This is a genomic window from Eisenbergiella porci (assembly GCF_009696275.1).
In the GTDB taxonomy this organism is placed as follows: domain Bacteria; phylum Bacillota; class Clostridia; order Lachnospirales; family Lachnospiraceae; genus Eisenbergiella; species Eisenbergiella porci.
On the sequence record NZ_VUMI01000009.1, the window covers coordinates 99,885 to 113,891 of the forward strand.

Consider the following 14,007-nt stretch of genomic DNA (forward strand, 5'->3'; position numbering starts at 1 on the left):
CAAAAAAATTTAAGGGGATAAAAAGGTGGAACAAAAATTTATCATAAGCATAGACCAGAGCACCCAGGGAACGAAGGCGCTGTTGTTTGACGGCTGCGGGAAACTGCTGGCAAGGGAGGATCTGGCCCATCGTCAGCTGGTGAATGCACAGGGGTGGGTGTCCCATGACCTGCGTGAAATCGCGGATAATACGGTCCGTGCGGTGGGGCTCCTTATGGAAAAAAACGGGGTTTCGCCGGCGCAGATCGTTGCTGTAGGCATCAGTAACCAGAGAGAAACAACGGCCATGTGGGATCGCGGGAGCGGGGAGCCGCTGGCCGATGCCGTCGTCTGGCAGTGTGGCCGGGCGGGGAGTATTGTCCGGGATATTGCAAAGCGGGGATTTGATAGTATAATAAAAGAAAAAACGGGGATACCCTTGTCCGCTTATTTCCCGGCAGCCAAAATGGCGTGGCTGCTGGGGCAGGAGGAAGGGCTTACAGAGCGGGCCGGGCGGGGAGAAATCTGTCTGGGCACCATTGACAGCTGGCTGATCTGGCAGCTGACGCAGGAGCATGCGTTTAAGACGGATTATTCCAATGCCTCAAGAACCCAGCTGATGAATCTGAAAACCCTTGCATGGGATGAGGAGCTTGCCGGAATTTTCGGGATTCCTATGGAGTGCCTGGCGCAGATCTGCGATTCGGATGCGGTTTATGGCCATACCACCATGAACGGGCTGTTTGAAAAGCCTGTTCCCATCTGCGGGGTGCTGGGAGATTCCCATGCCGCGCTGTTCGGGCAGGGCTGCCTGCAGCCCGGTATGAGCAAGGCCACCTACGGAACCGGTTCCTCTCTGATGATGAATATCGGCGGGCAGCCCATTCCCAGCAGTCACGGCGTGGTGACCTCTCTGGCCTGGAAGCATAAGGGGAGAGTGGATTATGTGCTGGAGGGGAACCTGAATTATACCGGCGCGGTGATTACCTGGCTGAAGAAGGATGTGGGGCTCATCGGCTCCGCAGGGGAGACGGAGTCTCTCGCCACAGCCGCCAATCCTGCGGATCGGACCTATCTGGTTCCTGCTTTTACCGGTTTGGGGGCGCCCTATTGGGACGAGTCAGCCGCCGCTTCCTTAAGCGGTATGACGAGAGTTACGGGCAAAGCGGAAATTGTCCGCGCCGCGCTTGACTGCATTGCCTATCAGATAACGGATCTGGTTCTGGCCATGGAGCAGGATACGGGAATTCCCATGAAGGAGCTGCGGGTGGACGGAGGGCCTGCCAGAAACCGTTATCTGATGCAGTTCCAGAGCGATATTTCCGGGAAAACACTGAAAATCCCTCAGGCGGAGGAGCTTTCCGGCATCGGGGCCGCCTATATGGCGGGCATTTCCGCGGGGGTGTATTCGGAGGAGGAATTATTTTCCGGTTGGGAGGGGAGCATTTTTACTCCTTCCATGGACGTAAATGTGCGCAGGGAGAAATTGGACGGCTGGAAAAAAGCGGTGGCCGGCGTGTTGGATCATACATAAAAAGCAGAAAGAGGAGCAGAATTCCTCTGCTCGTCAGAGGATAAATTTCTAAAGAAATTGCATTTTGTTCCGCAAAACCAGGAGGAAAATCCTCTGCTCGCGCAGGGCTCGCATTTTGCTCCGCAAAACAAGGAGGATTAAAATGAGTAAGTTGTTATTTCAGGAACAGGTAGAAAGATGGGGGATGCTGGAGGTAAGCTGCCAGGGGCCTGCGGAGGGAAATCCTTTTGTCGATCACCATATTCAGGGCGTCTTTACCGGAGAAAAGGAAACGGTAAAGACGGACGGTTTTTATGATGGGGACGGTGTTTATAAGGTACGCTTTATGCCCTCCTTTGAGGGGAGCTACTGCTTTGCCATAAGCGCGGATTTCCTGGAAAAAGAGGAGACAGGAAGCTTTGTGAGCCTTCCTGCGGGGGAAGGAAACCATGGCCCGGTGCGTGTGGCTGATACCTACCATTTTGCATATGAGGACGGAACAAGGTACTATTCCATCGGAACCACCTGTTATGTATGGGATCTGCAGTCAGATGAAAGAATTGCACAGACGCTGGAAACACTAAAGGCAAGTGCATTCAACAAAATCCGCTTCTGTATTTTTCCCAAGCATTATGACTATAACCTGGGAGAGCCGAGATCTTATCCCTATGAGGGGACGCCCATGGATTCCAGCGTGCTGACCAAGGAGAATTTCTGGGGCTATACAGGAAAAACGGAAGGAAATGACTGGGATTTCTACCGGTTTAACCCGGTTCATTTCAAGCATATCGAAAAATGCATCCTTGCCCTGCAGGAGTTGGGGATAGAGGCGGATTTGATCGTGATGCATCCTTATGATCGCTGGGGCTTTTCCCAGATGACGAAGGAACAGGATGATTTTTACTGGAATTATGTGATTGCCAGATTTTCCGCATACCGCAATGTATGGTGGTCGTTGGCAAATGAATATGATTTAATGAAAAATAAGACCACGGAGGACTGGGAGCGTTACGGCGCGATTCTGTGTGAAAAGGATGCGTACCGCCATCTGCGTTCCATCCATAACTGCATGGGGGTGTATGATCACAGCAGGCCCTGGATCACTCATTGCAGCATTCAGAGGCAGGATATTTACAAAACCTCTGAGCTGGTGGATGAGTGGCGTGAAAAATACCGTAAGCCTATCGTTATGGATGAAATCGCCTATGAAGGCAATATCCAGCACGGCTGGGGCAATATCAGCGGCGAGGAAATGCTGCGCCGTTTCTGGGAAGCGGCCTGCAGGGGCGGGTATCCCGGCCATGGGGAAACCTATATGAACCCGGATGATATTCTCTGGTGGTCCCATGGCGGAACACTGCATGGGGAGAGCTGGAAGCGTTTTGAACTGCTTCATGATATTATGTGCGAAACGCCCGGAAACGGCCTGATGCCGCTTACCAGAGGTTTTGATGAAATCTGTGCCGTACCGCAGGAGGCAGAGGGGGAAGAGAAACCGGTGAAAGACTATTATCTGATGTATTACAGCTTCATGCGTCCCTCCTTCCGGGATTATTATTTTGATGATGAGACGAAGTTCCGGGTGAAGGTGATTGATACCTGGGAAATGACGGTTGAAGACAGAGGGGTATTTAGCGGAAAATTCCGGGTGGAGCTGCCGGGGGAGGCTTATATGGCGGTTCAGATTAAGAAAGAAGCATAAAACAGGAGCATAAAACAGCAGCGGTCCGGGCGGCCGGGACGCTGAAAGATGGCAGAAGGAAGGCTTTATGCGCAATGACGATTACTACATGGAATTAAACGAATCCATCGTACTGATGGACAAACGCACGGAAGGCCCGGGAGATGCCAGGTTCCATTTCCACGAGGATTATGAAATCTTCCTCTTCCTGGAGGGCGATGTGGATCTGTACATAGAGCAGTCTGTCCATCATATGCAAAGAGGCCATCTCGCGGTCTTTAACGACCGCGAGATCCACCGCGCCTGCCATTACGGCAAAATCCCCTTTCACAGGATTGCCATACATTTTCATCCCCGGCTGGTGCATGGAATGTGCACTCCGGCCACGAATCTTCTGGGCTGCTTCCAGAACCACCGGCCAGGAAAAGACAACGTCATTCTGCTTTCAGAGGAACAGACGGAGACGCTGCTTTGCATGAATGAAAAGCTCCGTCAGGCCAGCCAGTCGGAAAAATACGGCTCTGATGTGCTCATGACCGCCTGCCTGGCCGAGCTGCTGGTATACGTCAATTCCCTTTACCGGGATTTTAAGCAGGAACAGCCAGCGGCGGCGGATAAAACAATCGGTGAGGTCATGGATTATATCGATGCCAATCTTTCGCCGGAGCTGTCACTGCAAAGCATTGCGGCCTGTTTTTCCATCGACAGATATTATCTGAGCCATCTGTTCCGGCAGCAGACGGGCAGCACCTTATATCAGTACATTCTGATTAAAAAGATTGCGGCGGCAAAGCAGCACCTTCTGGACGGAAAAACGGTGACGGAGACCTGTTATCTGTCAGGCTTTAATGACTACAATAATTTTATCAGGACCTTTAAGAAAATGACCGGGGTTTCTCCGGGACATTATTATAAAAAGAGCTTTCTTGGAAAATAAACGGTAACGATCCAGCCGCCTTCGGCGAGGGGCACTGCCACCACGTTTTCTCACGGTTTGCGCAGTGAATGCGCAAACCTGCTGGAACTATTATAGGTGATGACCAATATCTAATATAATCTCTTTCATATCTCTTGTAAATAAGCGGTTCTCATTTTTCCTTTATGTGTATTGGACTTGTATTTAATAACACAATAAACGCATGTTTTAAGACAAAACACGCAAAGAATTCACCTGCGGCATATGCTACGATACGTTTAGGAAAACAGAAAATCAGTAATAAGAGGCCCATCGCACAGCGATTTAATTGGCCGAATGGGGTAACGGTTCAGCCTTGTACAGAGAACGCAGCGCCGTAGGGAAAATGCCGACAGCCCGTGCCGCAAAACCGGCCGGAATGAAACATCCGTGCAGAACGGAAGGAGGAAGTATGCAATGATACAGGCAGCAGTGATAGGGACGGGAAATATTTCAGGAAGTCATATTGAGGGACTGCTCACATTTCCGGAAAGGTGCCGCATCGCGGCGCTGGTTGATATCTATCCGGAAAAGGCGGAGGCCGCCAGGAAAAAATATCATTTGGAAGGGGCACAGGTTTTTGACAGCCATGAGAAGCTGCTGGAATCCGGATTGAAAATAGATCTTGTACATATCTGTACGCCGCCCTCCAGCCATGCGGAAATCGCAGTACATTGCATGGATGCAGGCTGTAATGTACTGGTGGAAAAGCCTATGGCGCCCAGCTTAAAGGAATGCGACGCCATGCTGGAAGCGGAAAAAAGGAACGGAGTAACCATGGGAGTGGTGGCCCAGAACCGTTTCAGGAACAGCATTTACAAGCTGAAAAAGACGGCGGACAGCGGGCTGGCCGGTAAGATACGGTGCGCCCATGTAAATTCCCTGTGGTGGAGAGGGCATTGCTACTATGATCTGTGGTGGCGGGGAACCTGGGAAAAAGAGGGTGGCGGCCCGACACTGAACCATGCAGTGCACCATATCGATATGATCAACTGGATTCAGGGAGGCCTTCCCACGGAAGTGACCTCGGTGCTTGCCAATGTAATGCATGATAATTCAGAGGTGGAGGATCTTTCCTTTGCAGCCCTCCGTTACGCGGATGGCTCTGTGGCGGAAGTCACAAGCTCCGTGGTTCACCACGGCGAGGAGCAGGGGATTGTGCTGCAGTGTGAGAAGGCGAAGCTGGCGGCGCCCTGGTCCTGTGTGGCGGAGGTCACGCAGGCCAATGGTTTTCCGGTGCCGGGGCATAACCAGGAGCTGATGCAGAAGCTGAAGGATACCTATGCCGCCCTGCCGGATCTGCTCTATGAAGGGCATACCGGAGAAATCGAAAATGTCCTTACTGCTCTGGAAACACACACTCGCCCTTTCATTACCGGAGAAGACGGCAGGAAAACGGTGGAACTGATCACGGCAATCTATAAAGCCGGATTCCAGAAACGCACGGTAACTCTGCCGATTGCACCGGAGGACGAATATTATACGATGGAAGGGCTCCTGAAAAATGCGGTCCATTTCTATGAAAAGTCCGCCAGTGTGGAAAATTTTGCACCGGAAGAGATCTCGGTGGGAAATTATGATCAGAAATAGGGAAAAGAGACTTAAAACCGTTATTTAAAAAATAAAATATGCTGCAGCGAGCAAAGGGGAGCAAAGATGGATAAAAGAGATGGTATGAACTATGCACCTAAGGGAAAGCCCAACCCGGTGGTGGAAAAAGGAGAATTTATGATTGCGGCCGTAGGGCTGGATCACGGGCATATTTACGGGATGACCAACGGTCTGCTGGAAGCGGGTGCTTCGCTGAAATGGGTATACGATCCGGATCCTGCCAAGGTGGAAGCCTTCCTTAAGGCTTACCCGCAGGAAGCTGCCAGGAGGGCGGAGAGCGAAGAACAGGTGCTTTCCGACCCGGAAGTGAAGCTGGTGGCATCCGCCTGTATCACGTCGGAGCGGGCTGCCCTTGGCGTGCGCGTGATGAAGGCCGGCAAGGATTATTTCGTGGATAAAGCGCCGCTGACTACGCTGGAACAGCTGGATATGGTAAAGAAAACTGTGGAAGAGACCGGTAAAAAATACATGGTAAGCTACAGCGAACGGCTTCAGGTGGAAAGCGCCGTTTATGCAGGCGAGCTGATCAGGCAGGGAGCCATCGGCAAGGTAATCCAGGTGCTGGGGATGGGCCCTCACCGCCTGAATGCCCCCTCCCGTCCCGCCTGGTTTTTTGAAAAGGAGAAATACGGCGGAATCCTGTGCGATATCGGCAGCCATCAGATTGAACAGTTTCTCTATTATACAGGAGCCACGGACGCAACCATCGTAAACAGTGAAATCGGCAATTACAACCATCCGGAATATCCGGAGCTGGATGATTTCGGAGACGCCACGCTGGTGGGAAACAACGGAGCCATGGGTTACTTCAGGGTGGACTGGTTTACGCCCGACGGTCTTTCCACCTGGGGAGACGGACGGACCTTCATTCTGGGAACGGAAGGCTACATTGAACTGCGTAAATATGTGGATTTGGCAAAGGAAGAAAAAGGGGATCATGTTTTCTGGGCGGATAAGGACGGAGAGCATTACATCAATGTGAGCGGCCAGGTAGGGTTTCCGTATTTCGGACAGCTGATTCTGGACTGTATCAACCGGACGGAGAATGCCATGACCCAGGCCCATGCCCTGAAAGCGGCGGAGCTGTGTGTGAAGGCCCAGATGCTGGCGCGGAAAGTGAAATAACTGTAACCATTCGGATGGCTGAAAGGTTGCAGGATGCTTCCCTTTGGCAGGATAAAGAATAATGAGGAAAAAGCAGCAATCATTTAAAGGAGATCCTAAATCAATGATAGCTGCTTTTTTAATATCTTACTCAAACTTCGCACCATGTTGCATCTGCATTAAAAGCTGCTAATGCCTACAAAAAGAAGGGAATTCCTGTAATGTAACGGATTATAAGCCATGGAAGCCCTGAACCGGGATTTTTAAACGGGCCAAAGCCCCGGCTGGGTGAACAGTACCGGGGCTTTGGGATAAGCGATATGAATGATAGTTGTTATTGAATTTGGTAAAAGTCCGCGCTGATTTCTCCTGTGACACATATCTTTTCATAGGGGTGTACAGGAAAAACGCTGACGGTAAAAGGAGTCATTCCGTCATCCGCAAGAACCTCCAGGATACATCTGTCGAAGACGATTTCCATGATGGAGGTGTTTTGACAAAGCCTGGGGGCGCGGTTTATGCCATAGCAGTCGCTGTCATAGTCCTTCTGGAAGCCTGTTTGCCCGCCGTGGCGTCTGTCAACGATGATTTCCTCCTCCGTGACTTCAATTTCTACGGATTCCCCTGTGCTGTTTCGGAATGTGATTTTTCCGGGGCCGTTGACGGTGGTCTTTAAGCCGAAGGTCTGCGTATGCAGTCTGTTGTCTCCCGGAAACAGCGGTAAGGCGGAGGCTTTCAGGGAATCCAGTCCTGGGAAGGAAAAGGCAAGCCGGTAGCCCTGTGCTGTCTTTACAAGCTTCATCTGCCTGGCGAGAGTCATCTGGCCCCGGAAGCCGTCGGCATCGGTGGGGGCCTGGCCCGCGTAATCCCAGTTATCCGCCCAGCCAAGCATTACCTTTTCCTCCAGGTTCTGGAAGGTAACCGCCGCATAATTATCCGTTCCGTAATCAGGCAGAAGGGGGACGGCAGACTGTTCTGTGTCATGGAAGGTATCTCCGTCAAAGATCCCAACATAATACTGGGTGATGTGGGACATTCTGTGGACGCTGTCCTTATCCTTGCCTGCCTGCCCGGGCGGCAGGATCATACTGATGATAAGAATCCATTTTTCGCCTTCCTCTGTCATGAGAGGGAAGCAGTCCGGGCATTCGCAGATGCCTCCAAGCCCATGGATGCCTGCTTCAAAATCCCCTGTTTTTTTCCAGTCCTTCAGATTTTCTGAACTGTAGAATTCCACCCTGCTTCCGGCAGCAAGCACCAGGCTGTAACAGTTTTTTACCGGATTAAAGAAAACCTTAGGATCGCGGAAGTCCGGTTTGTCCTTGTTGGGAATCACGGGATTTCCATAATATTTTTCAAAATGCTCATAGTCAAGGCTGTAGGCAATGCTTTGCTGTTCCAGGTGATCTGAAATGCGATGGTTGGTATAAACCGCTATCAGAGGTGGGTTTTCAATACTTCCCAGACCGGAAACATTCGCCCTGTCAAGCACGCAGGAGCCTGAAAAAATACATCCGAGTTCATCGGGGTAGAGGGCAACGGGAAGGTGCTCCCAATGGAGCAGATCCTCAGAAACCGCATGGCCCCAGTGCATAGGCCCCCAGTTGGGGGCCGCCGGATAATACTGGTAAAACAGATGATATCGGCCGTTTACATATACCATGCCGTTGGGATCATTCATCCAGTTTGCCGGAGGTGTAAAATGAACTACAGGTTTATATTTGTTTTTTGTTTGCATCTGTTCAGATTATCTCCTTTTTCTTATTTTCAAACGATTGTAAAGCATGGTATAAACGGTTTACAATGTCCGTCTTATTTACTGCTTCTGTCAACTGCGGACTGATAGATGGAAACCAGATCCTCAACGCCTGCGGACTGCAGTTCGCCAAGGTATGCGTTCCAGTTGTCGTCCGTCACGCCGCCTGTTACCCACTGATTGATATAACGGTCAACGATATCGGAGATGGTGGGCTGAATCTGGGCGAGCCGTGATAATTCATCGGTGGTCATCATAACACGGGGAATTGTGTCGTTTTCTGCCATAATGTCTTCCTTGCCGTTGGTTTTCTGGTTTTCCAGAAGCTGTACGGCGTCATAGGCATAGCCTGCAACTGTTTCATAGTACTCATCCAGAACGATCATGGAACCGCGGCAGGTGGTGGAGTTTACGCGTGCTTCGCCGAAGTTGGTGTATTCTGTCTGAGCCACATATCTTCCCTGCTCATCAAGCGGAGTCCGTAAAATACCATTGTCATCCTTTACATAGTTATAGCCTTCCGCACCCCAGTTGGACTGGATGGATATGGCGGGATCACCTACCATATAATCCACGAATTTGGCAATGACATGAGGGAATTTGCAGGTGGTGGTGATTGCGGTATTGGAGGAATCCTGAAGCTCGGAATAGTTATTTTCAAAACCGGTCATACCTGCTTCACCCTGCAGCCGGGGAATGGCAACATATTCATCATGGACATCCAGGTTGGTGATTTCCTGATCGGTCCAGGTGCCGAAGCATCCGATTCTGGCTACATCTTCCTTAATCAAGGAGGATTTATAGGAAGCGCTTTCATCCGCTTCAAAGGAACCGTTCCAGATAAGGCCTTCGTTATAAAGCATATTGAAAAATTCTGCGGTTTTGCGGAAGGCTTCATCCTGGGCCGTGAAAGTTACTTTGCCGTCAATCAGTCTTAAATGATCCGCATAGGCATTGCCGCCGCAGTAGGAATCAGCGCATCCGAAAGCGCCGGTAAAACGGTAGAACATGTTGTAGGAACCGAAGGTATCGGTAGCGCCGAACCAGGTAGCCATGGGAATTTCATCTGCAGCGCCGTTTCCGTTCAGATCTCCACCATCGCGGAAAGCTTTCAGACAGTCAACCCATTCGTCAACAGTGGTGGGAACTTCCTTCCCTACCTCATCCAGCCATGTCTTGTTAATCAGCAGGGGGCCGCCGGTCAGGACAAGACCGTACATTTCCTCGATATACGGGAAGCCGTAGGTATGGCCATCGGGAGCGGTTATTTCGGACCAGTAATTTTCGCTGTCATCCAGAATCTTTTTCAGGTTGGGCATATATTCGTTAATCAACCCTTCCGTCGGCAGGAAGATATCCTGATCTGCGTACTGAACTACGATATTGCCGGATTTTCCGTCGCCGAAGTTCCAGAATACATCGGGAAGCTCTTCGCCGGAGGCAAGCATCAGATTTATTTTCTCCTGGGCACCTTCGGAAGGAATCGCCTGCCAGTCGAATTCAATACCGGTATCCTCGAACCATACCTTGCACATTTCCAGATCCTTAACCGGTACGACTCTGTCCGCCGTGTTAACGATCAATGCGGAGATTTTGCCGTATTTTTCCTCAAAGGCAGCCGGGTCCTTGATGATAGGAAGTGTGCCGTCCAGGTTCAGGATTCCAGCGTCCACAGCCTCCTGTTCTTCCTTGGTCAGACCGCTGTCCGCAGCTGAGGAAGCCGCTGCTACAGCCTCTTCCATATTTTCAGCAGTCTGTCCTCCGGAGCCTGTGCTGGCTGCGCCTGATGAGGAGCTGCTGCCGCAGCCGGAAATCAGCCCGGCCGCCATAGTCAGTGTGAGCAGTAAAGAAACAATTTTCTTTTTCATGTATTTTCCTCCTAATATTGAAAAATTGGTAACTGTTGTATTAAATATATCTTCCTGGTTTTGGGAAGATATGATTAACCGGGATTACCCCTTGACTGCGCCGATGGTTACGCCCTTTGCAAAATACTTCTGGATGAATGGATATACAACCAGAAGCGGTGCTGCGGATACGACGACGATACAGTATTTCAGCTGTTCCGCCAGCTTCTGCTTGGTAACCATGGCGTCTCCCGAGGAGCCCATCTGGTTTGCCTGGTTCATGAGGACCAGGTTTCTCAGAACAACCTGCAGTGGCATCTTGCTGTCATCCTGCAGATACATCAGTGCGTTAAAGAACTGGTTCCACATCGCTGTTGCATAGAACAGACACATAACTGCGATGATGGTGGAAGATAGCGGGATTGCAATCTTGAAGAAAAAGGTGAAATCCGAGCACCCGTCTACCTTGGAAGCCTCCAGCAGCTCATCCGGAACGCCGGCCTCAAAGAAGGAACGGCAGACGATCAGGTTATAGGCGGAAACGGCAACGGGCAGCACCATCGCCCAAATGGAGTTATAGATTCCCAGATTCCTGATGGTCAGGTAGAGGGGAATGATTCCTCCGTTGAAGAACATGGTAAAGGTAAACAGAAAAATCAGGCCGCGTCTCCCAGGGAGATCCTTTCGGGATAAGGCATAGCCGGCAGGGATTGTGGCAAACAGCGAAACAATGGTGCCGACAACGGTATATGTAATTGTATTTTTATAGGCTGTCCACAGGGGGGTATAGCTTAAAGTGGTTTTATAGCCGTTTAGATAAAGCTTGACCGGATAAAACAGCGGTTTCCCGGAATTTACGATAACCGGGTCCGTGATGGAGGCGATTACCACGTAGTAAATGGGGTACACTATCACCAGACAGATGATTATCATGATTACCGCGTTGACGATATTGAAAATCCTGTCCCCTACGGATAATTTCATTTTGGTTTTATGAATGGCCGGGTTCGCGGCCTTTTTTGATGCCTGCTTATTCATCCTGGTTCCTCCCATTCTTAGAAAATACTGATATCGCTTACTTTTTTCGCTATAAAGTTCGCGGTTACAAGTATGATGAAGTTAACAACGGAATTAAATAGGCCGACGGCCGTAGCGAAGCTGTACTGCGCCGTCTGCAGGCCGACCTTGTAAACATAGGTGGATATCAGCTCGCTTACGATGGTATTAGAGCCGTTCTGCATCAGGTATGCTTTCTCATAGCCGACATTCATGATATTGCCGATTTGCAGGATGAGCATCAGGATGATTGTGGGCAGAATCATGGGAATATCGATATACAGAATCCGCTGGAATCTGGAAGCGCCGTCTATTGTGGCGGCCTCGTAGTAATCAGGGCTGATGGCGGTCAGCGCCGCAATGAAGATAACTGCGTTAAAGCCCATGGTCTGCCAGATGTTGGAACCGATAAACAGAGTACGGAACCACTCCGGGAGAGAAGTGAACAGGGTTTCTTTGCCGCCTGCGCTTGTCACCAGGTTGTTTACAACACCGTTTGCTGCAAAAAAGACGGATATAATGCTCACAACTACAACGTTTGACATAAAGTAGGGCGCATAGCTGATGGTCTGAATTGTCTTTTTAATCCGATTGCCCTGAATCTGATTCAGCAGCAGTGCGAAGATAATCGGAATCGGGAAAGCGATAACAAGGCTTTCCAGGCTGATAACAATGGTGTTTTTGATAGCATTCAGGGCAATGCTTGTACTGAAAAACTGCTGGAAGTATTTTAGTATGGGGTCGGCCCAGGGGCTGCCGAGAATTCCTGCCCTGATTTTATAGTCCTTAAAGGCAATGACGACCCCGTACATGGGGTAATAGGCAAAAATAACTGCCCAGAGCAGGGTGGGTATGAGAAGTACATACAGCTGCCATGCTTTTAATGTCTTTTTAACATTGGTTTTAAACAATCCACTCTTGTTCACCACTTTCATCGCTTATCCTCCTAACCAAATCGTATGGAACGGTTCCATGTTTAGAATAATAAGCACTTTTTATAGGCGTGTCAACCATATTTTGGAAATGAGTCAGCATTTCATATAAAAGCAACAAAAATGAATCGTTTTAACTATGAATATATCACAAAGAAAATGTGGAAGATGAAAAGAAATATAAAAAAAGACCATTTTGACGGGCTGCCAAAATGGTCTTTTAATTGTTTGTTTGTATGGAACAATTACGTTGTTCCACGTCCGCGCCAATGGACGGGAACCAGGCGGAGGCAGGTGTCGGGTTCCCTGCCTTCTATCAGAGAAAGCACGGCATCTACGCATTCCCTTGCGATGCCGGGGCAGTCCTGTTCGATAACGGACAGCTCCGGATAAGTGAGATTGGTGATTTCAGTGCCGTCATAGCCTATGATTTTGAACTGTCCGGGAACCTCAAGCCCCATCTGCCTGGCCACGGCCAGACAGCTCAGGGCGCCGATGTCATTTGTCATACATCCATCGGTATCCTTAATGATGTCCCAGTATTTGTGAATGATGTTTTTGTTGTAGGAATAGCTCATGGCATCCCATTCCATATTTACGGAAATCACCTCACAGCCGTTTTCCCTGAGTACCATTTCCATTACTTTGTGGCGGATGTTGGCGCTTTTTTCCCAATCAAAGCCGCCGTAGAACTGGATGATTTTCCGGCAGCCGCCCTTTAAAAATACCTCCGCGGCAATCCTCCCTCCCTGTTCGTGATCCGAGCGGATCAGTGGGACATCTGCGGACCAGTAGCGATCCATGCTGACGATTGCCCGTCCGTTTCTTCCGTTAAAGCCTGGGATTGGATCGACGCATGCGATGAGCCCGTCCACCACATTCTCTTCCAACATTTCCATAAATTCAACCTGACGGTTTACAATGTCGATGGTATTGCAGACGATACATTTGTAATTATGCCGGGACAGCTCGTATTCGATACAGCGCATTATCCTGGCAAAAAAAGGATGTTCCAGGCTGGGGACCATGACGCCCACGAAGCCGGTTTTCCTGCCTGCCTGTGTTTTTACAGCAGGGGCGGGCTTATAGTTCAGTTCTTCCATACTTTCGTATATTTTTTTCTTCGTTTCTTCTGCCACATAGCCGCTGTTGTTTAAAGTCCGGGACACGGTTCCCACTCCCACGCCGGCTTTCCGGGCTACATCCCTCATGCTTGCCATATCGTATTCCCCCGTTTTTATATTGTTTCACAAAAAATGTGTATTCTGGATGTTTCATATTGTTCCATAAAACTATCATAGCATAAAATTGCAAATTGTCAAAGCTGGTGCAGTATGCAGGCGGTAGGAGAAAGTGTAACAATTCGGGCATCCGGACGGCTGCAGGAGAATCTGATAACCGGAAGAAGAAATGAGATAGTTTTGTGTTGTGGTTATATGAATTGACATTTCTGCACAAATCATCTAAAATAAATATGTTCACGAGCACACGCCTGCGCGGCAAAGAGAAGGACTGCGCAGGTGTATGGAATTGCGTAACGATTCAGCGGGACAGCGCGATGACTGCGCTGACC

General features: G+C 49.8%; 10 protein-coding genes. 5 read left to right on the plus strand and 5 right to left on the minus strand.

Features of this window, described 5'->3' with window-relative positions; all coding sequences use genetic code 11:
• Positions 1-25: 25 nt before the first annotated feature.
• From FYJ45_RS07745 to FYJ45_RS07765, 5 genes are all read left to right on the plus strand, one after another.
• Positions 26-1,513 carry an FGGY-family carbohydrate kinase gene (locus FYJ45_RS07745; protein WP_276891249.1) on the plus strand — a complete coding sequence of 496 codons (1,488 nt, stop codon included), beginning with the start codon at positions 26-28 and terminating at the stop codon, positions 1,511-1,513.
• Between the two features lie 142 nt (positions 1,514-1,655).
• Positions 1,656-3,194 (plus strand): DUF5605 domain-containing protein, encoded by a 1,539-nt coding sequence (locus FYJ45_RS07750; protein ID WP_154464143.1) that lies wholly within the window; start codon positions 1,656-1,658, stop codon positions 3,192-3,194.
• Positions 3,195-3,261: 67 nt separating this feature from the next.
• On the plus strand, positions 3,262-4,110 hold the full coding sequence (locus tag FYJ45_RS07755) for a helix-turn-helix domain-containing protein (protein ID WP_154464144.1): 849 nt from the start codon (positions 3,262-3,264) through the stop codon (positions 4,108-4,110).
• Between the two features lie 435 nt (positions 4,111-4,545).
• Positions 4,546-5,718 (plus strand): Gfo/Idh/MocA family protein, encoded by a 1,173-nt coding sequence (locus tag FYJ45_RS07760; RefSeq protein ID WP_154464145.1) that lies wholly within the window; start codon positions 4,546-4,548, stop codon positions 5,716-5,718.
• A gap of 66 nt (positions 5,719-5,784) precedes the next feature.
• Positions 5,785-6,864: a Gfo/Idh/MocA family protein gene (locus FYJ45_RS07765; RefSeq protein ID WP_021637356.1), complete on the plus strand. Its 1,080-nt coding sequence runs from the start codon at positions 5,785-5,787 to the stop codon at positions 6,862-6,864.
• 313 nt (positions 6,865-7,177) lie between these two features.
• Here FYJ45_RS07765 and FYJ45_RS07770 read toward each other — a convergent pair whose 3' ends face one another.
• The 5 genes from FYJ45_RS07770 to FYJ45_RS07790 form a co-directional block, all read right to left on the minus strand.
• Positions 7,178-8,581 carry a glycoside hydrolase family 32 protein gene (locus FYJ45_RS07770; protein WP_154464146.1) on the minus strand — a complete coding sequence of 468 codons (1,404 nt, stop codon included), beginning with the start codon at positions 8,579-8,581 and terminating at the stop codon, positions 7,178-7,180.
• Between the two features lie 74 nt (positions 8,582-8,655).
• Complete coding sequence (locus tag FYJ45_RS07775; RefSeq protein WP_154464147.1) at positions 8,656-10,467, minus strand: extracellular solute-binding protein; 1,812 nt, start codon at positions 10,465-10,467, stop codon at positions 8,656-8,658.
• An 84-nt stretch (positions 10,468-10,551) separates the two neighbouring features.
• Positions 10,552-11,484 (minus strand): carbohydrate ABC transporter permease, encoded by a 933-nt coding sequence (locus FYJ45_RS07780; protein WP_154464148.1) that lies wholly within the window; start codon positions 11,482-11,484, stop codon positions 10,552-10,554.
• 17 nt (positions 11,485-11,501) lie between these two features.
• The gene (locus tag FYJ45_RS07785; protein WP_154464149.1) at positions 11,502-12,437 is read right to left on the minus strand and encodes an ABC transporter permease; all 936 of its coding nucleotides are present in this window, start codon (positions 12,435-12,437) and stop codon (positions 11,502-11,504) included.
• 242 nt (positions 12,438-12,679) lie between these two features.
• A complete protein-coding gene (locus FYJ45_RS07790; RefSeq protein ID WP_102287737.1) occupies positions 12,680-13,654 on the minus strand; it encodes a LacI family DNA-binding transcriptional regulator in 975 nt (324 codons plus the stop codon).
• Positions 13,655-14,007 lie beyond the last annotated feature (353 nt).

Coding starts and splice junctions, on each gene's coding strand:
- FYJ45_RS07780 (WP_154464148.1), bottom strand. CDS start 11,484: ATGAATAAGCAGGCATCAAAAAAGGCCGCGAACCCGGCCATTCATAAA.
- FYJ45_RS07775 (WP_154464147.1), bottom strand. CDS start 10,467: ATGAAAAAGAAAATTGTTTCTTTACTGCTCACACTGACTATGGCGGCC.
- FYJ45_RS07790 (WP_102287737.1), bottom strand. CDS start 13,654: ATGGCAAGCATGAGGGATGTAGCCCGGAAAGCCGGCGTGGGAGTGGGA.
- FYJ45_RS07750 (WP_154464143.1), top strand. CDS start 1,656: ATGAGTAAGTTGTTATTTCAGGAACAGGTAGAAAGATGGGGGATGCTG.
- FYJ45_RS07765 (WP_021637356.1), top strand. CDS start 5,785: ATGGATAAAAGAGATGGTATGAACTATGCACCTAAGGGAAAGCCCAAC.
- FYJ45_RS07770 (WP_154464146.1), bottom strand. CDS start 8,581: ATGCAAACAAAAAACAAATATAAACCTGTAGTTCATTTTACACCTCCG.
- FYJ45_RS07785 (WP_154464149.1), bottom strand. CDS start 12,437: ATGAAAGTGGTGAACAAGAGTGGATTGTTTAAAACCAATGTTAAAAAG.
- FYJ45_RS07760 (WP_154464145.1), top strand. CDS start 4,546: ATGATACAGGCAGCAGTGATAGGGACGGGAAATATTTCAGGAAGTCAT.
- FYJ45_RS07755 (WP_154464144.1), top strand. CDS start 3,262: ATGCGCAATGACGATTACTACATGGAATTAAACGAATCCATCGTACTG.